The organism is Arthrobacter sp. MDT2-34-1 (assembly GCF_059091365.1).
Genome location: NZ_JBNHGO010000002.1, coordinates 165,293 through 186,431 on the forward strand (window position 1 = coordinate 165,293; position 21,139 = coordinate 186,431).

General features: G+C 68.5%; 21 protein-coding genes. 12 read left to right on the top strand and 9 right to left on the bottom strand.

Features of this window, described 5'->3' with window-relative positions; translation table 11 throughout:
- Positions 1-179: 179 nt before the first annotated feature.
- The 5 genes from AC5RVV_RS11105 (at position 180) to AC5RVV_RS11125 (ending at position 4,876) form a co-directional block, all read left to right on the top strand.
- The gene (locus AC5RVV_RS11105) at positions 180-773 is read left to right on the top strand and encodes a DUF4245 domain-containing protein (RefSeq protein ID WP_494001452.1); all 594 of its coding nucleotides are present in this window, start codon (positions 180-182) and stop codon (positions 771-773) included.
- Positions 774-834: 61 nt separating this feature from the next.
- Positions 835-1,449 (top strand): carbonic anhydrase, encoded by a 615-nt coding sequence (locus AC5RVV_RS11110; protein ID WP_493978642.1) that lies wholly within the window; start codon positions 835-837, stop codon positions 1,447-1,449.
- 126 nt (positions 1,450-1,575) lie between these two features.
- Complete coding sequence (locus tag AC5RVV_RS11115) at positions 1,576-3,003, top strand: class II fumarate hydratase (RefSeq protein WP_494001453.1); 1,428 nt, start codon at positions 1,576-1,578, stop codon at positions 3,001-3,003.
- A gap of 289 nt (positions 3,004-3,292) precedes the next feature.
- Positions 3,293-4,603 carry a S8 family serine peptidase gene (locus AC5RVV_RS11120; protein WP_494001454.1) on the top strand — a complete coding sequence of 437 codons (1,311 nt, stop codon included), beginning with the start codon at positions 3,293-3,295 and terminating at the stop codon, positions 4,601-4,603.
- 42 nt (positions 4,604-4,645) lie between these two features.
- Entirely contained in the window at positions 4,646-4,876 is a 231-nt protein-coding gene (locus tag AC5RVV_RS11125) for a hypothetical protein (protein ID WP_494001455.1), read from the top strand.
- A 54-nt stretch (positions 4,877-4,930) separates the two neighbouring features.
- Here AC5RVV_RS11125 and AC5RVV_RS11130 read toward each other — a convergent pair whose 3' ends face one another.
- Entirely contained in the window at positions 4,931-5,437 is a 507-nt protein-coding gene (locus AC5RVV_RS11130) for a prepilin peptidase (protein ID WP_494001456.1), read from the bottom strand.
- Positions 5,438-5,493: 56 nt separating this feature from the next.
- Between AC5RVV_RS11130 and AC5RVV_RS11135 the strand changes: the two genes are divergently transcribed.
- The 4 genes from AC5RVV_RS11135 to AC5RVV_RS11150 all read left to right on the top strand — a co-directional run bounded on the left by AC5RVV_RS11135 (position 5,494) and on the right by AC5RVV_RS11150 (position 9,690).
- Positions 5,494-6,282, top strand: coding sequence for a hypothetical protein (locus AC5RVV_RS11135; RefSeq protein ID WP_494001457.1), 789 nt, complete (start codon positions 5,494-5,496; stop codon positions 6,280-6,282).
- A 356-nt stretch (positions 6,283-6,638) separates the two neighbouring features.
- Positions 6,639-7,592, top strand: coding sequence for an AfsR/SARP family transcriptional regulator (locus AC5RVV_RS11140; RefSeq protein ID WP_494001458.1), 954 nt, complete (start codon positions 6,639-6,641; stop codon positions 7,590-7,592).
- 99 nt (positions 7,593-7,691) lie between these two features.
- Positions 7,692-8,354, top strand: a complete 663-nt coding sequence (locus AC5RVV_RS11145; RefSeq protein ID WP_494001459.1) for a response regulator — start codon at positions 7,692-7,694, stop codon at positions 8,352-8,354.
- Positions 8,344-9,690 carry a sensor histidine kinase gene (locus tag AC5RVV_RS11150; RefSeq protein ID WP_494001460.1) on the top strand — a complete coding sequence of 449 codons (1,347 nt, stop codon included), beginning with the start codon at positions 8,344-8,346 and terminating at the stop codon, positions 9,688-9,690. Before AC5RVV_RS11145 ends, AC5RVV_RS11150 begins: the two co-directional genes overlap by 11 nt.
- A 136-nt stretch (positions 9,691-9,826) precedes the next feature.
- Here AC5RVV_RS11150 and phoH2 read toward each other — a convergent pair whose 3' ends face one another.
- Both phoH2 and AC5RVV_RS11160 read right to left on the bottom strand, forming a co-directional pair.
- Entirely contained in the window at positions 9,827-11,224 is a 1,398-nt protein-coding gene (gene phoH2 / locus AC5RVV_RS11155; protein WP_494001461.1) for an RNA 5'-3' helicase PhoH2, read from the bottom strand.
- A gap of 267 nt (positions 11,225-11,491) precedes the next feature.
- Positions 11,492-12,253 (bottom strand): isoprenyl transferase, encoded by a 762-nt coding sequence (locus AC5RVV_RS11160; RefSeq protein ID WP_494001462.1) that lies wholly within the window; start codon positions 12,251-12,253, stop codon positions 11,492-11,494.
- 124 nt (positions 12,254-12,377) lie between these two features.
- Here AC5RVV_RS11160 and trhA point away from each other — a divergent pair, with 124 nt between their 5' ends.
- Positions 12,378-13,139, top strand: coding sequence for a PAQR family membrane homeostasis protein TrhA (trhA, locus tag AC5RVV_RS11165; protein ID WP_494001463.1), 762 nt, complete (start codon positions 12,378-12,380; stop codon positions 13,137-13,139).
- 34 nt (positions 13,140-13,173) lie between these two features.
- On the opposite strand, the gene AC5RVV_RS11170 is transcribed toward trhA, so the two are convergent.
- The 3 genes from AC5RVV_RS11170 to mca form a co-directional block, all read right to left on the bottom strand.
- On the bottom strand, positions 13,174-15,330 hold the full coding sequence (locus tag AC5RVV_RS11170; protein ID WP_494001464.1) for a thioredoxin domain-containing protein: 2,157 nt from the start codon (positions 15,328-15,330) through the stop codon (positions 13,174-13,176).
- A gap of 2 nt (positions 15,331-15,332) precedes the next feature.
- On the bottom strand, positions 15,333-15,692 hold the full coding sequence (locus AC5RVV_RS11175) for a hypothetical protein (RefSeq protein ID WP_494001465.1): 360 nt from the start codon (positions 15,690-15,692) through the stop codon (positions 15,333-15,335).
- Positions 15,693-15,755: 63 nt separating this feature from the next.
- Entirely contained in the window at positions 15,756-16,670 is a 915-nt protein-coding gene (gene mca, locus AC5RVV_RS11180) for a mycothiol conjugate amidase Mca (protein ID WP_494001466.1), read from the bottom strand.
- A gap of 54 nt (positions 16,671-16,724) precedes the next feature.
- Between mca and AC5RVV_RS11185 the strand changes: the two genes are divergently transcribed.
- Together AC5RVV_RS11185 and greA are read left to right on the top strand one after the other, a co-directional pair.
- On the top strand, positions 16,725-17,174 hold the full coding sequence (locus AC5RVV_RS11185) for a DUF4307 domain-containing protein (protein WP_494001467.1): 450 nt from the start codon (positions 16,725-16,727) through the stop codon (positions 17,172-17,174).
- 269 nt (positions 17,175-17,443) lie between these two features.
- Positions 17,444-17,935 carry a transcription elongation factor GreA gene (gene greA, locus AC5RVV_RS11190; protein ID WP_494001468.1) on the top strand — a complete coding sequence of 164 codons (492 nt, stop codon included), beginning with the start codon at positions 17,444-17,446 and terminating at the stop codon, positions 17,933-17,935.
- 94 nt (positions 17,936-18,029) lie between these two features.
- Here greA and AC5RVV_RS11195 read toward each other — a convergent pair whose 3' ends face one another.
- The 3 genes from AC5RVV_RS11195 to AC5RVV_RS11205 are packed head-to-tail and all read right to left on the bottom strand — an operon-like array spanning position 18,030 to position 21,120.
- The gene (locus AC5RVV_RS11195) at positions 18,030-18,605 is read right to left on the bottom strand and encodes a rhomboid family intramembrane serine protease (protein WP_494001469.1); all 576 of its coding nucleotides are present in this window, start codon (positions 18,603-18,605) and stop codon (positions 18,030-18,032) included.
- 2 nt (positions 18,606-18,607) lie between these two features.
- Positions 18,608-19,846, bottom strand: coding sequence for a threonine ammonia-lyase (gene ilvA / locus AC5RVV_RS11200; RefSeq protein WP_494001470.1), 1,239 nt, complete (start codon positions 19,844-19,846; stop codon positions 18,608-18,610).
- Positions 19,843-21,120, bottom strand: coding sequence for an AI-2E family transporter (locus tag AC5RVV_RS11205; protein WP_494001471.1), 1,278 nt, complete (start codon positions 21,118-21,120; stop codon positions 19,843-19,845). Before AC5RVV_RS11205 ends, ilvA begins: the two co-directional genes overlap by 4 nt.
- Positions 21,121-21,139: the final 19 nt, after the last annotated feature.

Sequence of the window (21,139 nt, forward strand, 5' to 3'; positions counted from 1 at the left end):
TAGCTCTTCAGACAGCACCGGCTGCGGTGCCGTGATGGATGCATCTGCGGTGCGGACATCTTCCATTGCTTTCGATCATAGTCGTCGCCGCCCCGGGGGCCAGCGCGCGGACCGGCCGGCCCGCCCTCCGGCGTCCCGGGCGTGTGCGCGCAGGGGCGGGCATCTGAGATCATGGAACCGTGAGTGAAGCGCGTCCCGAAGAATCGACCGAGTTGCCCGTCAAGCCAGTGCTGACGGCCAAGCAGGCCAACCGCGCGAAGGCTCCGGTGGTCGGCATGCTGATGGCCGTGGGGCTCTCCCTCGCCGTGCTGCTGCCGGTGATGTTCCTGAATCCGGGCAGCAAGCCCGGAGTCTACGAACGTAATATTGACGTCCCGGGGGTCGCCCTGCAGGCCGAGTCCACGGCCGGTTACCTGCCGCTCGCCGTCGACCTCCCGGCGGGCTGGACGTCCAACTACGCCCGGTGGAATACCGGGGGAACCGCACAGGTGGCGGCGTGGGAAGTCGGCTACATCACGCCGGGCGAAGAGTACATCGGACTGATCCAGACCGACAAAGCCAACCCCACCTGGGTCGGCCAGGCAACCGACAACGCGCCGGTCACCGGCGAGCGCGAAGTGGGTGCCACCTGGGAACTGCGCGACGCCGGCGCGGGCGAGCGCAGCCTCGTGCTGGAGCACGGCGGATTCACCGTCATCCTGACCGGCACCGCGGAGCTGGACGAATTCGATGTCCTGGCCACCGCGATCGTGGAAGACCTGGACAGCAAGTAAACCCGCCCCGACACGGAAACCGGTGCACGGGCAGGGACGCACGAAGCAGTAAGGTTGCTTCGTGCCCACCTCATTGACTCCCGCCCAGGCCTGGCAAAAACTCATCGACGGCAACGCCCGCTTTGTGGCAGGTACGTCAGTCCACCCGAACCAGGACGCCGCCCGGCGCAGTTCGCTGGTCAACGAGCAGCATCCGTTCGCCATCATCTTCGGTTGTTCCGACTCCCGGCTGGCCGCCGAAATCATTTTCGACCTGGGACTCGGCGATGCGTTCGTGGTCCGCACCGCCGGCCACGTCCTCGGTGACGCGGTGATCGGATCGCTCGAGTACGGCGTGGATGTGCTCAACGTTCCGTTGATTGTCATCCTGGGCCACGACAGCTGCGGGGCCGTGACGGCGGCAAAGAACACGATTGACACCGGCGAAATGCCGCGCGGCGGCCTGCGGGACCTCGTGGAACGGATCACCCCGTCGGTGCTGGCCGCCCGGCGTGCCGGCCTCGAGGACCTCAACGACATGGTGATCGAAAACGTCCGACAGTCCTCCGAACGCCTGCTGGACAGTTCGCGGGCCATTTCCGAGGCGGTCGAGGCCGGCCGCACGGCCGTCGTCGGCGTGGCCTACCGGCTCGCGGACGGCCGCGCCGAGCTCGTCGCAGGGCACGGGGCCCTCTAGCCGCGCCCCGGGGGCGGGACGCCCCGCCCCCGGGGCCGCAGGCCCGCTCGGCGCCGCCTCAACCAAGCCGCCGCCGTGCCGCAACACAATTCGGAACCGGTGCGCCGCAGGCATAAGCTTGGAGCCATGACTTCTGCTGATTCTGCTGAATACCGCATCGAACACGACACCATGGGCGAGGTCCGCGTTCCGGTCAACGCCCTCTACCGTGCGCAGACCCAGCGCGCCGTCGAGAACTTCCCGATCTCCGGCAAGACGCTGGAGCGCGCCCACATCGAGGCCCTGGCCCGGATCAAGAAGGCTGCGGCCACCGCGAACGCCGAACTGGGCGTGCTGGACGGCGAGCTGGCCAAGGCCATCGCCGCGGCGGCGGACGAAGTAGCCACGGGCAAGTACGACGGCGACTTCCCGATCGACGTTTTCCAGACCGGTTCCGGCACCTCGTCGAACATGAACACGAACGAGGTCCTGGCCGAACTGGCCACCCGTGCGCTGCGCGACGCCGGCAGCGACAAGACGGTTCACCCGAACGACCACGTCAACGCCTCGCAGTCCTCTAACGACGTCTTCCCGACCTCGGTGCACGTGGCCGCCACCTCCGCCCTGATCAACGAGCTGATCCCCGCGCTGGACTACCTGGCCGCTTCCCTGGAGCGCAAAGCCGAGGAGTTCAAGGATGTGGTGAAGTCCGGCCGCACCCACTTGATGGACGCGACGCCGGTCACCCTCGGGCAGGAATTCGGCGGCTACGCCGCCCAGGTGCGCTACGGCATCGAACGCATCGAGGCATCACTGCCGCGCGTGGCCGAGGTTCCGCTGGGCGGCACCGCCGTCGGCACCGGCATCAACACCCCGGCCGGCTTCCCGCAGCGCGTGATCGAACTGCTGGCCGCCGACACCGGCCTGCCGCTGACGGAGGCCCGCAACCACTTCGAGGCCCAGGCCAACCGCGACGGCCTGATCGAGGCCTCCGGGCAGCTGCGCAACATTGCCTACGCGTTCATGAAGATCAACAACGACCTGCGCTGGATGGGTTCGGGCCCGAACACCGGCCTGGGCGAGATCGCCATCCCCGACCTGCAGCCGGGTTCTTCGATCATGCCCGGCAAGGTCAACCCGGTGATCTGCGAGGCGGCGATCATGGTTGCCGCCCAGGTCGTCGGCAACGACACCACCATCGCCCTGTCCTCCACCAACGGCGCCTTTGAGCTGAACGTGGGCATCCCGGTGATGGCCGCCAACCTGCTCGAGTCCATCCGCCTGCTGGCGAACACTTCGCGCGTCATGGCGGACAAGATGATCGACGGGCTGACCGCCAACGTGGAGCGCGCCCGCTTCCTGGCCGAGGCCTCCCCCTCGATCGTGACCCCGCTGAACAAGTTCATCGGCTACGAAAACGCCGCCAAGATCGCCAAGCACTCGGTCCAGGAAGGCCTGACCGTGCGCGAGTCCGTCATCGCGCTGGGCTTCCTGGAGCGCGGCGAACTGACCGAAGAGCAGCTGGATTCTGCCCTGGACGTGCTCTCGATGACCGTCCCGCCGCAGGCCAAGTAGCCGGCCGGTCCATCGCGGATCCTGAAGGGCGCTCTTGCTTCGGCGGGGGCGCCCTTCAGCGTGTACGGCGCCCCCGGCCGCCGCTCACCCGGGCCGGATCGGCGTCGGGACGGGGCCCTGCAGCCTTTTTTGGCCCCGACCGGCTGAAACGATTGCCTGGAGCTTGAACCGTCGGCCTCCGGGACTAGGATGAGGCGCACACGTCCCCGTGGACGGCGGATGAACGGCCCAGCCAGGGCCGCCTGCCGACCCGTCGGGGACACGGTGGAAGAGTGTCCAGGAGGTCTCCGTGATTGGCGATTCGCAGCCCCCGTCCCTGGCGACGGCCGACTATTCCGTGCCCGGGCAGCCGAAGACCACCGGACGCTTTATCGTCGTCTTTTACGGCCCATCCGACGAGTGTGCCGGCCTCCTGGCCGACGCCGCCGGCCTGTCGAATGTCGCGGACAGCCGCGATTTCGGCACCCGCGGGGTGGACCCGGACGCGGCCTCCGGCGCCGACGCAACGGTCTTCGCAAACCTGGGCATCGCCGTCGTCGCCGCCGGCCCGGACCAAATCAGCTCGCTCCAAGTCAGTACCGCTGCCCGGCACCGTGTCCTTTCGGTCTCGCCGGAACTCATCCACGACGTGCTCGGTCCGGCCGATGACTACGCCGTTGGCTACCGCGACGGCGTGACCGACCTGTCCGGCAGGCTCGCCGCGCGACGGCACGAACGCTACGAGGCGGGCCCCGCACCGGCGGGCTTCGCCGACAACAACAATTTCACCTGGGGACAGCAGGCCACCAGGGCCGTCTCGTCGGCCTATTCCGGGCAAGGCGTGCGCGTAGCCGTGCTGGACACCGGGTTCGACGAGACGCATCCGGATTTCGCCGGACGCAGCATCACCAGCGCCTCCTTCATCCCGGGCGAGCCGCCGCAGGACGGACACGGCCACGGCACGCACTGCATCGGGACCGCGTGCGGCCCCAAGTCCCCCGGCACCGGCCCGCGCTACGGCGTGGCCCACGAAGCGGAGATCTTCGCCGGCAAGGTCCTCAGCAACGCCGGTTCGGGGACCGACGCCGGCATCCTCGCCGGGATCGACTGGGCCGTGGGCAACGGCTGTGCCGTCATCTCCATGTCCCTGGGAGCCGACGTCGCACAAATCCACCCGCCCTACACGGCCGCCGGGAGCCGGGCGCTGGAGCAGGGTTCCCTGATCATCGCCGCCGCGGGAAACAATGCCGACCGCCGGAAGGGCGAGTTCGGGTTCGTCGGCGCCCCGGCGAACAGCCCGTTCATCATGGGGGTGGCCGCGCTGGACCAGGCCCTGGAGGTCGCGTTCTTTTCCGCCCGCAGCCTCCCCCTGCGCGGCGGGCAGGTGGACTGCGCCGGTCCCGGGTTTCAGGTGTATTCGTCCTGGCCCATGCCGAAGCGTTACAACACCATCAGCGGCACCAGCATGGCGACGCCCCACGCCGCCGGCGTGGCGGCCCTGTGGTCAGAGGCTACCGGCCGGCGCGGCCTGGAACTGTGGGCCACGCTGGTGCAGGAAGCGGAGCGGCTGCCCGTGCCCTCCGTCGACGTCGGGGCAGGGCTGGTTCTTGCCCCGCAGTGACCCGCTTCCCCCGGGAGGGGCCGCCGGACCTATCATGGGGGTATGCAGATCACCGTGACGGTGCGCCACGACTACCTCTCCGATACCGGGCGGATTGCCGAGCAGTTGGCAGCCGGCGGCATGCGGGTGGAAAACGTGTTGTCATCCCTGGGCATGATTACCGGTTCATTGCCGGAGGGACAGCGTGCCGCTGTTGCCGGAATCGAGGGCGTCGAGTCCGTGGACGAAGACCGGCAGTTCGTCCTGCCCCCTCCCGACTCCGATATCCAATAGGCTCGGCGGACAAATTCCGGGACGCCCCGCGCGTCGTTGACCCGCGCTTCGCGGCTACGAAGGCAGCAGCAGCGCCGCCCACGTGCCGGCGATCATGAACGGCCCGAACGGAATGTCGCTGTGCAGCGTTCCGCGCCGCAGCACCACCAGCAACACCCCGTACGCGCCGCCCAGCAGGAAGGCCGCGAACGTGCCCAGCAGCAGGTGTTCAAACCCCAGGTAGCCCAGGTACATCCCCAGCACCCCGGCCAGTTTGACGTCGCCGAATCCCATGCCGGCCGGATAAATAAGCCGGACGGCGAAATAGAAGACCCAGAGCAGTGCGCCGCCGGCCGGCACCCGCCAGAACATGCCGGCTTCGTAGCCTGCGAGGGAGGCCGCGAGCAGCAGCACTCCGGACACCGCATAGGCCGGGAAAATGATGCGGTTCGGCAGCCGGTGCGTCCTCAGGTCGATCCAGCTGAGACGGGTTCCGATCACCAGCAGATAACCGCCGGCGGCCAACAGCATCCAAAACGCGAATGCATGGCCGGGCCACAGCAGCGCCAGTTGCTCGACCATGGACCCAACCTACTGCACTCGCCTGATCCGCAGGAGCCGGCGGCTACACTGTGCATATGAACGGCGGGAGCGTGCTCAAGGCCGGCGACGCCGCCGGCAACGCGGAGACCTTCAGGTGCCTCTGCCGTTCTTCCCCGTGGAAGTGGGAATCGCTGCGGTTCGAGCTCCGGGCCGTCCACCCGGATGCGCCGGAGCCGGACGCTTCCGGCGGCATGCTGCGTGCGTGGACCCGGCGCCCCGGAGCGCTTCGGGTCGAGTCGGCCGACGGCAGGCTGCTGTACAGCACCACCGGCATCAACGACTCCCGGGACGGTTTCTACGTCAGCGCGACACGCAAGTCATGGCTGTTGCCTCCGCATCTGGTCACTCCGGTATTCAACGACATCCATCTGGTGCGCCGCCGGCCCGAGGCCGCCTACGGTGAGCCGGTCTTCGGCAACGGGCGCTGGTCCGCGATGCTGGATCCGGTTGAGCTGGCCGGCAGCGCGCCGGTGGCCTATGAGGCGCCCTTCGCCAACCCCGTGGAGATCCATGAACTGCGGGAGGTCGAGCACCAGGGCCGGAAGGCGCTGGAGGCGGTCGTTTCGCCCAACCAGACGTATGTACCGTACGACACCGGCCATCCGCTGCTTCCCGAGGGCCGCACCGAGGTGCGGGTCGACTGGCGGACCGGCGTCTGTGTTTCCGCGGTTGCCATGGACGGGCCTCAACAGGGCGGCGGTCATTCGTTGACCATCCTCGGAGTGGACGAATACATGCTCGACGACCTGTTCCTCGAGGTCAGCATGAACCTCACCGACGTGCGGGAGCACATACCCTGGCCGGTGCGCCCGCATCCCGCCTGAGGGCGCGGCGGAGCGCGCCGGTGTGCACCGGCGTCACCATGCCCGGCCGCCTGGGGTGCAGCACGCCCAGTGGCTCTCCGGTCGTCCGGACGGTGCAGGGCGCGCGGCCGGGCCCTGGCGTTGAGGGGTGGGGCCAGGGCCCGGCGGCGTGCGCCCGGCCGGCCGTGAGGTGCAGCGCCGAAGCCACCGGGGTCACGTGTCCAGAGTCCCCATTCATCCTTGGAAAAAGCCGGTGCCGTCCCGGTCCCCTCACATTAGGGGTATCGGCCCCCCTCAGGCGAGGCTGTCCCGCCGTCGGGGAGTCAGCGCACGATGGTAGTGCACTCATTGGGGGGTGCGTGCTGCGAGGGGGAATCGTGGAGCAATTGAGTGGATGGGCCATGCCCATGGCCGTGCAAATGATCGGAAATTTACGGATCCGTCGCGGCGAAACCGTGTTGACCGCCGACAAACTGGGCGGCCCGAAGCCGCGTCAGGTGCTGGAAATCTTGCTGTTGCACGTCGGTTCGCCGATGTCGAAGGACCGGCTGGTGCACCTCTTGTGGGGCGGCCGCGCCCCGGGTGAAGCGCTGGCCACGTTGGAGAGCTATGTCAGCATCCTGCGGCGCAACCTGCAGCCTGGCTGCGCAAAGACGGGGCCGCTGCGCACAGCCAACGGCGGTTACATGATCGACCGGGACATGGTCGACGTCGACCTGCACCGCTTCCAGGCCCTGGTGCGGGCCGCCGAGTTTGCCGAACCGCCGAGGGCCTACCCCTTGTTGGCCGAGGCGTTGTCACTCGCGTCGGAGCCGCTGCTGGGCGACGAGCTGACTCCCGATTGGGCGGAAGAGGCTCGTTCGGGCCATGCGGAAACGGTGCAGCACGCCCAACAATTGGCTGCGGAGGCCGCGCTGGCCTTGCATCGGCCCGACGACGCCGTGCTCTGGGCCCAGCGGTGCGTTGCTGCTTCTCCGCTGAATGAAGCGGCGTGGACAGTCCTGATCCGCGGCCTGGAGCTTTGCGGACGGCATGCCGACGGGTTGCAGGCCTACGAACGGTGCCGGCGGTTGTTCGGCCGCGACCTCGGTTGTGCCCCCGGCCCGGCCCTTCAGGAGATCCACGTGCGGCTGCTGAAGGCCACCGCTGACGCCCAGTCGGGCCTTTCGGAAGTCCTGGCGGCGCTGCTGCTGCTCAACGAACGGCTGACCCCGCCCGCAGCAAAGCACCGGAAGGAACACTTCGCAGTCGACGCCACGGCCGGACCCCAGTACATGGCGGCGGGAGACATCGTCAGCTCGTTCCTGCGCAAGGCGCTCGCAGCCAGCTGAGGCCGGGAGACCCGCCGGCCCCGATATGTACTTCCCGGCGCGCGCCGTGCATACTCGAGGTGGGGTCAAGTCCTTTGTGTCTTGAGTTGGGGAACTGGAGTGAGCTCTTTGGGGGAGCAAAAACTACGCATCGCCGTCGTGGATGATCACACGACCTTCGCGGAGTTGCTGTCTGATGCGCTGGACCGGGAAGCGGATCTGGTCAATGTGGGCAGCGCCGCCGGTATGAACGAGGCGGTTGCCTTGTGCCGCCGGGCCCGGCCCGACGTGGTCATCATGGACTACCACCTGCCCGACGGTGACGGGGTCGGCGCGGCCGAGCAGATCCTGCAGTCTGCCCCGGAGACACGGATCATCTTGTTGACCGGCAACCCGTCGCTGAATGTACTGGCGCGCGCCGCCGCCTCGGGTCTTTGCGGTTTCCTGCCCAAAGACGGTTCCCTGTCGACGCTGCTCGAGACGGTCCGGAACGCCAGGAGCGGCAGCATGTCGGTCTACCCGTCCGCGCTCACTCGATACGTCACCGCTCCACCGGCCACGGCAGCAGACAGGCCTGCCCTGACCAAACGCGAGCACCAGGTATTGGCCCTCATGGCAGCAGGCAACGATGTCCGCACGAATTCCCGGAGGCTGGGGATATCCCCGCACACGTGCCGGGGATACGTGAAGTCGATCCTGGCCAAGCTAGGCGCACATTCACAGCTGGAAGCCGTGGCCACCGCCCAGCGGCTGGAACTGCTGGACGGCGGGCATGGTCGTTGACTCAACAGCGCAGCTCCGGCGCAGCATCCTCGCTGGAACACCCTCTGGGTCCCGCCGCCGGAAGCCCTCGGAAATGCAGGCGGCCCTGCGCCGCTTCGCACTGTCGGGGCTTGCGGCACTGATCATCGTCACGGTGCCGGTGATCATGGTCGCCCGCTCGCTGGCTGCCGACCATTCCCTCCTCCACGCCGCGGAACGCACGACACAAATCGTCGACCACCAATTCGCCCAGGACGTCACGGCGGATGCGCTGGCCGGGGTTCCGGAGGCCTTGGCCGAATTGGACAGCGAAGTGGACCCGATGATCGACGACGGCCACATTTTGCGGGTCACCGTCCGGGATCTCGGCGGCTCGATTGTCTATTCCGACGTCGATGAACTGATCGGACAGCAGATCGACCTCCCGGCCCAGCTCCTGGCCCGGTTGCAGGAGGATGTCCCCGTCAGCGTCGTCGAAGGTCCCCCCGGCGGCAACATCTTCGGGCTGGGCCGCGCCGAGCTGGTCAACGTGTATGTTCGGGCACAGGCCGGAGATGGAAATGACTACATCTTCGAACTGTCTCACCCGGCGAACGAAATCAACCGCATGCAGGACGAAATGCTGGGCATCCTGCCTGTCATCCTCGTCGCGTTGGCCGTGCTGCAGTTGCTCCAGCTTGGACCGGCACTTCGAATGGCGCGCCGCATGCGGAAGGCCAGTGAAATCCGGCGTGGACTGCTGCAGAAATCGATCGCCGCCTCCGAGGAGGAACGCCGGCGTTTGGCCCGGACCCTCCACGACGGCGTCATCCAGGAGCTGGCGGGGCTGGCCTACAGCCTGGAAGCGCGCGAACAGCAGCAGGCCGCTTCGGACAGCGACTTTCATGCGCTGGCACGGAATATTGTGAAGGGCAGCATCGACAACTTGCGCCGGATCACGCTGACGCTGTACCCGCCGGACCTGTCGGCTGAGGGCCTGCCGGCTGCGCTCGACGGATTGGGTGTGCTGGTCCGCCAACGGGGAGCGGACTGGCAACTGGAGATCGACTTCCCCGAGCCCGCCGCTCTCGCCTGCCCCGATTTGCTCTACCGGGCGGCACGTGAAGCCGTGACCAATGCTTCCAAGCATGCGTCCGCCCGGCTGGTTAAGGTTTCACTGAGGCAGTCCAACGCTGCAGTGGTGCTGGAGGTCGTCGACGACGGCGGCGGCTTTACTCCTGAGGCCGCCCGGCGGGCCGAACACTTCGGCCTCCGGATCATGCGCGACACCGTCCGCGAGGCTGACGGTACGCTGCACGTTGAATCCGCCCCCGGCGCGGGCACCCGGATCGTCATGGCCTTTCCTGCCGGGCAGTAGTTGCATGGCGCCTGCCGGGGCGCGGCCAGCGGCAACCCCCGGTGCGGTGAGGCGGCGATCGGCCGACTGCCTTCGACGGAAAGCGGGCCACGCTGCGGCAGCCCGCTTCCCGCCCTTGGACGCGAAGGCCGCAAGGCTAGATATCGGCGCCCTCCAGCAGCTCCGTGACCAGGGCCGCGATGGGCGAGCGCTCGGACCGTGTCAGCGTCACGTGACCGAAGAGCGGGTGTCCCTTGAGTGTTTCCACGACGGCGGCGATGCCATCGTGGCGCCCGACCCGCAGGTTGTCACGCTGGGCCACGTCGTGGGTGAGGACGATCTTGGAGTTCTGGCCGATCCGGCTCATCACCGTAAGCAGCACGTTCTTCTCCAGCGATTGCGCCTCATCCACCACCACGAACGAGTCGTGCAGCGAGCGTCCGCGGATGTGGGTCAGCGGCAGCACTTCCAGCATGCCGCGGTCCATGACTTCCTCGACCACCTCGGTCGAAACCAAGGCGCCGAGCGTGTCGAACACCGCCTGGGCCCACGGATTCATTTTTTCGGCTTCCGAACCCGGGAGGTACCCGAGTTCCTGGCCGCCGACGGCGTACAGCGGGCGGAACACCACCACCTTCCGGTGCTCGCGCCGCTCCAGCACCGCCTCCAGCCCGGCGCACAGCGCCAGGGCGGACTTGCCGGTACCGGCCCGTCCGCCGAGGGAGACTATCCCTACCTCCGGGTCCATCAGCAGGTCGATGGCCAGCCGCTGTTCCGCGGAGCGTCCGTGCAAACCGAACACGTCGCGGTCGCCCTTGACCAGGCGCACCTGTTTGTCGGCCCCCACCCGGCCGAGGGCCGACCCGCGGGTGGACAGCAGCACCAGGCCCGTGTTGGCGGGCAACTCCGCCGCCTCCGGGATGAACACCGGCTCGTGTCCATACAGCGCGGTCACGTCGTCGTCGGCCACATCCAGCTCGGCCACGCCGGTCCAGCCGGAGTCTTTGACCAGTTCGTTGCGGTACTCGTCCGCGCGAAGCCCCAGCGCCGACGCTTTCACCCGCAGGGGCAGGTCCTTGGAGACCACGGTGACGTTGCGGCCCTCGACGGCCAGGTTCTTGGCCACGGCCAGGATTCTGCTGTCGTTGTCGCCGCCGCGGAATCCGGCCGGCAGCACGTCGGACGAAACATGGTTGAGCTCCACCCGCAGGGTGCCGCCCTCCGCCCCCAGCGGGATGGCCTGGTCCAGACCGCCGTGCTGTACGCGCAGGTCGTCCAGCAGGCGCAGTGCCTGGCGGGCGAAGTAGCCCAGCTCCGGCTCGTGCCGCTTGCCTTCCAACTCGGTGATCACCACCACCGGTAGGATCACCTCGTGCTCGGCGAAGCGCAGCAGTGCCCGCGGATCGGACAGCAGCACGGAGGTGTCCAGGACATACGACGCCCGGGTTGTTTCCGCTTCCCCGGCGGAAACAGAACGACCGGACGAGGTGGCAGCGGCGGGCTGCTTCCCGGGTCCGGTCGTGGCGGCTGGGTGCGGATTCTTGGTGGCGGTCATGCTTGCTCCCGTCCGGAGCGCGACGGCTCCGACTGTGTGAAGCGGGGCGTGGACGGTAGGGCCACCAGGCCGGAACCGGCCTCCCCCGATGCGGCTTTCGCTGTGCGCATCAAACTGGTGGCCTCCCGATCAATCTGCGGTTTTGCCGACTGATAGTCCTAAATTACGCGGATGTAATTCACTCAGACAAGGGCGCGGAAGAAATCGTTTCAATGAATTTTGCGTAACAGGAACGACGCCGGCCCGCCGCCCGCTCCGCCGGCCGCGTCAGGCGCCGAAACGGCGCTGCCGGCTGGCGTAGTCGCGTAGCGCGCGCAGGAAGTCCAAACGCCGGAAATCCGGCCACAGGGCCTCGCAGAAGTAGTATTCGCTGTAGGCGCTTTGCCACATCAGGAAGCCCGAGAGCCGCTGTTCACCCGAGGTCCTGATGACCAGGTCCGGGTCCGGCTGGCCGCTGGTGTAGAGATAGCCGGAGATGTCCTCGACCGCCAGCGTATCCGCGACGTCTGCCAGGCTCTTGCCTTCGGCGTCGGCATGGCGGAGCAGGCCTTTGACCGCGTCAACGATTTCCCGGCGGCCGCCGTAGCCCACGGCCACGTTCACGTGGACGCCGTTAACCCCCGCGGTCTGCTCCCCCAGATCGCTGAGTTTGGCCGCGAGGTCGGCCGGGAGCGTCTCCAGCGCGCCGACGGGATGGACGCGCACGTTCTTGCCTTCGCCCAACCGGTCCAAGGTGTTGCCGATGACACCCAGCAGTTCGCGCAACTCGTCTTCCGAACGGCCCATGTTGTCCGTGGACAGCATGTAGAGCGTGACCACCTTGATGCCCAGGTCGCCGCACCAGCCCAGGAACTCCAGGATCTTGTCGGCTCCGGCCTGGTGCCCTTCCCGGGTGGGCGCCCCGGCCAGCCTGGCCCAGCGCCGATTGCCGTCGACCACCACACCGATGTGGCCCGGGATACGGTCGGGCGCCAGCGAACGCTGCAGCCGCCGCTCGTACAGGCGGTACAGGACGCCGGGAAGAGACACCGCACCCCGCCTTCCTGATCGCCCGTTCACGACTTAGAATTCTATCCCCCCGCCCGGCCGGTTCCGCGCCACTCCTTGTTACCGGCCGGTAACAAGGAGTGGCGGCGGCCGCTAGAATTACCGCATGAGTGAACACGGCGCCGCCTCCGGGCCCTCCGGTTACCGGGGCGGCTACGAGGATTCCCCCGCCCGGCGGGAGGCGACGGACGGCCCCATCGAGCGGGCCGTTGAGCAGGTAGCCGACGCGCTCAACATCAAGCCGAAGTTCCGCGGCTGGCTGCATGCAGGGGCCACCCCGCTGGCCCTGGTGTCCGGGATCGTCCTCGTGGCGCTGGCACCCACGGCAGCGGCCAAATGGGCCTGCGCGGTCTACGCCGTCACGGGCGTGCTGCTCTTCGGGGTCAGCGCCGTCTACCACCGCGGCAACTGGAGCCCGCACGTCAAGCTGGTGCTCAAGCGCCTGGACCACACCAACATCATGCTGGTCATCGCCGGAACGTACACGCCGCTGGCCTGGTCACTGTTGGAGCCGGCGAAGGCCACGTTGCTGCTGTGGCTGATCTGGGCCGGCGCCATCGCCGGCGTCGGGTTCCGGGTGTTGTGGCCCCACGCCCCGCGCTGGCTCTACGTCCCGGTTTATTGCGCACTCGGGCTGGCCGCGCTGTTCTACCTGCCCGACTTTTTCGCTGCCAGCGTGCCCGCGGCGGTCCTGATCTGCGCGGGAGGGGTCCTCTACATCGGCGGTGCAGTGGTGTACGGGATCAAGCGGCCGGATTTCTCTCCCACCTGGTTCGGCTTCCACGAGCTGTTCCATGCCTGCACCGTGGTGGCTTTCGCCTGCCATTACCTCGCCATCATGATCGCGGTGCTCGGCAACTCCGCTTGACTCTCACCACGGGCGTCCGGAATAAGTGCCGGACTCAGCCTGCTCCCGCGCCCAGCTCGGCGAGCAGGCCGTCGACGGTTGCCACCGGCCGCCGGCACACCATCCCGCGGCACACGTAAGCCAGCGCACCTTCAGCCGGGGCGGGCTTATCAGCCAGCAGCGGCGGCGTCCCCTCCGGCGGCCGGGCCTCTCCGGTACGCGCGACAACCAGGCCCGGGCTGCCGGTTGCGCGCGCCGCGGCTATGAGTTCGGCGGCCGCGCCCGGAGCCCCCGTGACCGCCAGCTCTACCGGCCCCGCCGCCAGTGCCTGCGCAGCGGCCAGGCCCCACCCGGCGGCACGGGGTGCGCGCACGGCAATCCGCTCCAGGTAACCCAGCAGCCGGCCCGCCAACTCCCGGTGCCGGGCGGAGCCGCTGTAGGCGGCATAGGTGGCCAACGCGCCGGCCCACAGGCCGGTGCCGCTGGGAGTGGCGCTCTCCAGCGGATCCGCGGGCGGAACGGATCCGGCGGCTGCAGCCACCTGGGCGGCGGGGGCCGCCTGGTCGCTCAGCTGTCCCGCCTCCAGGAACAGCTCCTCCGCGCGCAGCACCAGCGCTTCCGCGGCGGCATACCAGCGGGGCTCCCCGGTGGCCGCATACAGCGAGAACAGCCCCTCCGCGCAGCCGGCGTAGTCCTCCAGCAAGCCTTCGAAGTGCTGGGCAGTGCCGTTGTGCGACACCCGGGCAAGCCGGCCGGAGCCGTCCAGGTGCACGGCCAGCAGGTAGTCCGCGGCGGCCACCGCGGCGGCGGTCAGCTCGGGCCGCCCCAGCAGCTCGCCGGCTTCGGCCAGCCCGGCCACGGCCAGGCCGTTCCACCCGGCGACGACTTTTTCATCCCGCTCCGGCTGCGGCCGTTCCTGCCGGGCGGCCAGCAGCACCGGACGCAGCCCTTCCCACCGCTGCCGCTCGTCCGGTTCCAGCAGTCGTCCCGGGTGCAAGGTCGAGCCGGTGGCGGTGACGTTGCCCCGCTCGCGCACGCCCATCACGGAGGCAACCCAGCCGCCGTCGTCGGCGCCGAGCAGCTCCCGCAGCTCTGCCGGGGACCACAGGTAGGTTGCGCCTTCCTGGTGGACACCGTCGACGACGGTGTCGGCGTCGAGCGAGGACGCAAACCCGCCGTGCGCCAACCGCAGCCGGCCCACCATCCAGTCCGCCGTGCCGGCCGTGACCGCGCGCCCCAGGTCCCTCTCGGCCCCGACCGAAGACTGGAAGGCCCATTGGGCGTACACGCGCAGCAGCTGGACATTGTCATAGAGCATTTTTTCGAAGTGCGGCACGGACCACTGACGGTCCACCGCGTAGCGGGCAAAGCCGCCCTCCACCTGGTCGTACAACGCGGACCCGGCCATGGCCTGCAGCGTCCGGGACGATAGCGCGGCGGCCTGGCCAGCCGTGTCGGACCGCGAGGCCGCGGCATGCCGGAGCAGGAAGTGCAGCACGGCCGACGGCGGAAATTTGGGTGCCGCGCCAAACCCTCCGAAGACGGTGTCCTCCTGCCGCGCCAGGACCTCGACGGCCTGCTCGAGGACCGGGCGGCCCGCACCCCAGCCGCCCGTGGACACCTGCACGGGTCCCTGCCCGGGATTGTGGGACCGATCGGCGGCGTCGTCGGACCCCTGAGTGAGGTCCCCGAGGAGCTCACGGTTGGCTTCCCCCGCCTGCGCGAGGGCCTCGGCCAGCGAGGCGGCAGTGGTTTCAACGGCGTCCCGGCGCTGCTCCCAGGCTTGATGGACCGCCTGGAGCACCTGGCGGAAGGATGGCTGGTTCGGCAGCGGCCGCGGCGGGAAGTAGGTGCCGGCGTAGAAGGCCCGGCCGTCGGGCAGGGTAAAGACGCTCATCGGCCAGCCGCCCTGGCCGGTCATCAGCTGCGTGGCCGCCATGTAGACGTTGTCCACGTCCGGGCGTTCCTCCCGGTCCACCTTGACCGGAATGAAATGCTCGTTCAGGTACCGGGCCGTGGCCTCGTCCTCGAAGGACTCACCGGCCATCACATGGCACCAGTGGCACGCCGCATAGCCGACCGAAACGAAAACAGGCACGTCGCGCAGACGGGCCTGTTCAAAGGCCTGGTCACCGAACGGCCACCAGTCCACCGGGTTCCCGGCATGCTGGCGCAAGTAGGCCGAAGCCTCCGAGCGCAGTCTGCCGGCCATGGTTACTCCCGGCGGTCCGGGCGGCCCGAGCGGCCGCTGCGTTCGTTCGTGCTCCCCGTTTCGGTGCCGCCGCCGTCGGCGTACCCGCCCGCGCCCCCGCCGGCCGGGCCTGCCTGCCCGGACGCGTCAGGCCCGGCCGCGGGCGAATCCTGGCCGCCGCTCTCCTCCACCTGGGCGCGGTAGCGCACCCGCCGGATGCGCCGGCTCATGTCCCAGATCAGGAAAACCACCACGGCCGCGAGGCCAAAGGTGAAGAAAAAGCCCCAGGGGCCGGGCGAAACCTGGTCAGCGTCCAGGCCGGGCCGGAGACTGGGTTCGCCGGCACCGGCGGCGACGGCGGCAAGGATCTGGATCAGGGGCAAGTTTCAGTCTCTTTCTGGCTGCGTCCCGGAAAATTCGGCTCCGGTGCTGGTTGGCTGCAAGGTCTATCTTATGCCCGCAAAAAAATCCGTTTCCGGCACGCTGGTCTCCACCCGGGCGTGGATCAGCGAGAAATCCTCCCACGGCCAGACGGTCCGCTGCATCTCCTCGGAGACCGCGAAGAAGAACCCGGTGGGCTCCACCTGGGTTCGATGCGCCAGCAGCGCGCGGTCGCGGTGGCGGAAAAAGTCGCCGCAGTCGATCTGCGTGGTGGTGCGGTGGTTCGGCATCGGCGGCTGATGCCCCTCGGCGTCGGCCTCCAGCCACGCCGCGAGGCGTGCGGCGTAGGGCGACTGCAGCCCGGCTTCCTCCAGGGCGTAGTGCAGTGCCCGGAACCGTTCCGGGTTGAACGCGCGGTCATAGTAAAGCTTGAGCGGCTCCCAGGGACTGCCCGCGTCCGGGTAGCGCTCCGGATCACCGGCAGCGTGGTAGGCCTCCACCGCCACCTTGTGGGCCATGATGTGGTCCGGGTGCGGGTAGCCGCCGTTCTCGTCGTAGCTGATCACCACATGCGGGCGGAACTCGCGGACCAGCCTCACCAGCGGAGCCGCCGCCCGCTCGAGGGGCTGGGTGGCGAAGCTGCCGAACGGCAGCGGCGGCAGCGGATCCCCTTCCGGCAGGCCCGAATCTGCGAACCCCAGCCAGCGATGCTGCACGCCCAGCTCCGCCGCCGCCCGGGCCATCTCCACCCGCCGCAAACCGGCCAGGTCCCGGTGCGCCTGCGGATCGGACGCGGCCTCCGCGTTGAGGATGTCTCCGCGTTCACCGCCGGTGCAGGTGGCGACGAGCACCTGGACGCCTTCGGCGGCATAACGCGCCATGGACGCGGCGCCCTTGCTGGATTCGTCGTCCGGATGGGCGTGGACCGCCAGCAGGCGCAGTCCCTCACTCTGCGCCGGCTGGGCTGCATCGAAGCTCACGTGGCTGCTCCTGGGAAATCTTGCGTGGGTGGGTGGGAAGCTAAACTTGAGGGCGTGAGCACCTCCGGCCCCCGAACCCCTCAGACTCCCCCCAGCTTAACGGTTTCCGAACGTTACGGCACACCGCGGCGGACGCTGTCCCGCCGCAGCAAACTGGCACTGGCCGGCGGGGCTTTGGGCGTGGCCATCATCGGCGCCGGTTTCTTTGCCCTGGGCCAGGACGGGCCGCAGATCGAGAGCAAGGACGTTGGCTTTGCCGTGGCCGACGCCGGCCACATCACCGTGGACTTCCAAGTCACCAAGGATCCCGAGGCCACCGTCCAGTGCGCCGTTCAGGCCCTCAGTGAGAACTACGCCGTCGTCGGCTGGAAGGTCGCCACGATCGGGCCCGCCGCCGAAGGGGCTGCCGCCCAGACCACGGCGCACCGCGTCCAGCTCCGGACCGAATCCCTGGCCGTTTCCGGCGGCGTGGACAGCTGCTGGCCCGCCGGCACCGGCGGCTGACCCTCCCGCCGGGCGCACCCGCGGCGTGCCTTTCCAGGCTGCCGCGGTTCTTTTGCCATCGGGTTATTGGGAAAACCGGCGGCGGCTGACTACAATTGAGCAAATACATTGCCCCGCCCCCCGGTGAACTGGGAAACTCCCAGAACGAATGATTCACCTTCACGGCGGGGTCTTTGCATGGAGTGGCCGCCACCTTGGCGGCCTTTTGTGCAAAGAGCCACCGTGCCGGCCCGCCTCCAGCGGTACCGGCAGCAATTAAGGAGAACTACGTGTCCACTTCCAGCGCACCCGTCGCCTGGCTCACTCAGGAAGCCTACGACCGCCTGAAGGCTGAACTGGATCACCTTTCGGGCCCCGGCCGGGCAGAGATTGTCGACCGCATCGAACAGGCCCGCTCGGAGGGGGATCTCAAGGAAAACGGCGGTTACCACGCCGCCAAGGAAGAACAGGGCAAGGCCGAGGCCCGGATCCGTCAGCTCACCGACTTGCTGCGCAACGCCCACGTGGGCGAGGCACCCGCCGACGACGGCATCGTGGAGCCGGGCATGGTCATCGAAGCGAAAATCGCAGGCGACACCGAGCGCTTCCTGTTGGGCAGCCGCGAGGTCGCCGGCGAATCCGAACTGGACGTGTACAGCGAAAAGTCTCCGCTGGGTGCGGCCATCCACGGCCTGCGGGCGGGAGAATCCACCACCTATGCCGCGCCTAACGGCAAGCAGATCAGTGTGGAGATCATTTCCGCCAAGCCTTACGCCGGCTGATTACGCACCATCATCGTCGAAGGCGGGCTCCTGCGGGAGCCCGCCTTCGGCGTATGCGGCAGCAGGCGTCGGCCCGCGCACGCCGGGAACGGGTTCAGCGCAGGCCCCGCCTGCGGCGCAGCAGCACGGCGGCGACGACTCCCCCGGCCGCCCCGAACAGGTGCGCCTGCCAGGAGATCCCGGGCAACGCCGTCGGCAGGACTCCCCACAACACCGAACCATAGAAAAGAAAGATGACCACGGCCAGCAGAATCTGGCGCCAGCTGTGATTGTAGAAGCCACGCACCAACAAGTAGGCCAACAGCCCGAAGACCAGTCCCGAGGCGCCGATGGTCAGGCCCGCACCGGTCAGCCAGACCCCTAGCCCGGAGGCCAGCCAGCTGCAGGCGAGCACCACGCAAAACCGCCGGATTCCTTCCAGCAGCGTCAGAAACGCGAGTACCAGCAGCGGGACCGTGTTGCTCAACAGGTGGCCGGTGTCGGCGTGCAGCAGCGGCGCGAACACCACACCGTCAAGCCCGTCGAGCCGCCGTGGCGCGATGCCCAGCAGCAGGCTGAAGTACCCGCCGGCGAAGACGTTGACCAGGAAGACCACCCAGAGCAGTGCCGCCAGTGCCCCGGCACCGGCCAGCGCCGGGGCGGGGCGCAGTCCACGGCTTCCGACGGCCACGGTCAGTGGACGACGATGGGCTGGAAGCCGGCGGCGCGGAGGCTGCCGAGCACCAGTTCGCAATGCTCGTGGCCCTTTGTCTCGATGTCGATGGTGATGGCAACATCGCCCATGCTGATGGACCCGCCGATGCGGGTATGGTCCACGCGCGTGACGTTGGCGTCCGATTCGGCGATGATGCGGGAGATCGTGGCCAGCGAGCCGGGTCGGTCGTCGAGCATGATCCGCACGGACATGAACCGGCCGGAAGCGTACAGGCCCCGCTGGATCACCTTCAGCATCAGCATGGGATCTATGTTTCCGCCGGAGAGGATCACCGCCGTGGTGCCCGGGTCCGGGATGACACCCTCCATGAGCGCGGCGACGCCGACGGCACCGGCGGGTTCGACCACCAGCTTGGACCGTTCGACCAGGAAGATCAGTGCGCGGGCCAGGGCGTCCTCGCTGACCGTGACCACGTCGTCGACCAGTTCACGGATGATGGAGAACGGCAACTGCCCGGGGCGGCCGACGGCGATGCCGTCGGCCATGGTGGAGACCTTCTGCAGCGGCACCAGCGCATCGGCGGCCAGGGAGGGAGGGTAGGCGGCCGCATTCTCCGCCTGCACGCCGATCACCCTGATCTCGCGCCCCAACTCCTTCGCCCTGGCCTTGACGGCCGTGGCGACGCCGGCCAGCAGTCCCCCGCCGCCGACGCCCATGACGATGGTCTCGACGTTGGGGACCTGCTCCAGGATCTCGAGCCCCAGCGTGCCCTGCCCGGCGATGATGTCCGGGTTGTCGAACGGATGCACGAAGACCGCTCCGGTCTCGTCCGCGTAGCGCTGCGCCTCGGCGAGTGCCTCGTCCACATTGTGGCCGTGCAACACGACTTCGGCGCCGTGGCCCCGGGTGGCCGCCAGCTTCGGCAGGGCGACGCCGAGCGGCATGAAAATGCGGGCCTTGATGCCCAGGCGGGCCGCCGCCACCGCCACGCCTTGCGCGTGGTTGCCGGCGGAGGCAGCCACGACGCCGCGTGCCTTCTCCGCATCGGACAGCCCGGCCATCCGCACGTAGGCACCCCGGACCTTGAACGACCCGGCCCGCTGCAGGTTCTCGCATTTGAAGAACACGTCGGAGCCGACCATCCGGCCCAGGGCGCGGGATTGTTCGATCGGCGTCTTGGCGATGATGCCGTCGAGGGTTTTCCGGGCGGCCTGGATATCGTCGAGCGTGACGGGAAGCTGGGCGGTGACTGTCACTTGTCGGTCTCTTTTCTGTGCAGCAGGACGCGGCGTCGGCGGGAGGGTTCCCGGTCTGAGGGCTCGGGCGGATTTCCGGGACCCGGCGAAGCCAGTGCCGGTTCCGGTGCCCGGTAGGGTTCTTCCACCGGTGGCGGCGCGCCCAGGGCCGGGTCGGTTTCCCACCCGCGGGCGGCGATGTACTTCACGACCGCGTTGAGGATCGCCAGTAGGGGGACGGCAAAGAGTGCGCCGGCGACGCCCGCGACCATCGAGCCGCCGGCCACGGCCAGCACGACGGCCAGGGGATGCAGCGAGACTGCCTTGCCCATGATCAGCGGCTGGAGCACGTGGCCCTCCAGCTGCTGAACCCCCAGCACGATGGCGAGCATGATCAGCGCGTTGACCCAGCCGTTGGCCACCAGCGCCAGGAGGACGGCGACGAACCCGGTGAGCAGGGCGCCGACGATCGGGACGAAGGAGCCAAGGAATACCAGGACGCCCAGCGGAAGTGCCAGTGGCACGCCGATGATGGCCGCGCCCGCGCCGATGCCGACGGCGTCGACGAAAGCGACGAACATCTGGACCCGGATGTAGTGGACCATGGAGGTCCACCCCTGGCGGCCGGCGCCATAGCCGGCCGCCCTCGCCTTCTTGGGCAGCAGGCCGACCATGAAACGCCAGATCCGGTCGCCGTCGTAGAGGAAGAAAATCAGCGCGAAGATGGTCAGCAGCAGTCCGGTGACCAGGTGCCCGGCGGTGGACCCGACGCTCAGGGCGCTGGAGAAGATCGCGCTGCTGTTGTTCTGCAGCTGGTCCAGGCCTTCGTTCAGGTAGTCGTTGAGTTGTTCGTTGGTCAGGCGGAGCGGCCCGTCCGTCAGCCAGCCCTGGACCTGGCCGATGCCTTGCATCACCTGGTCCCACAGCTCGCTGAAGCCGATGTAGAGCTGCCGGCCGACCAGGGAGAGCGCCCCGCCAATCAGCCCCAGGAAGCCCAGGATGGTGATGACGACAGCCAGGCTCTTGGGAACCTTGGCCTTGAGCAGGAACCGGACGACGGGGGAAATCAAGGCGGCGATCAGGGCCGCGACCATCAACGGGATGATCAGCAGCGAGACGAAACTGAGCAGCCAGACCAGCAGTCCGCCCACCACCAGGATCAACCCCACCCGCCACGCCCAGGCCGCACTGATCCGCAGCGCATAGGGAACGTCCTCGCGGACGTGGTGTTGGCCGTCAACTCCGGCCAAACGTCCGGCCGGCAGCGGACGGTTTTCGGGGAAGGACCGGTTCATACACCCAATAGTTTCATAC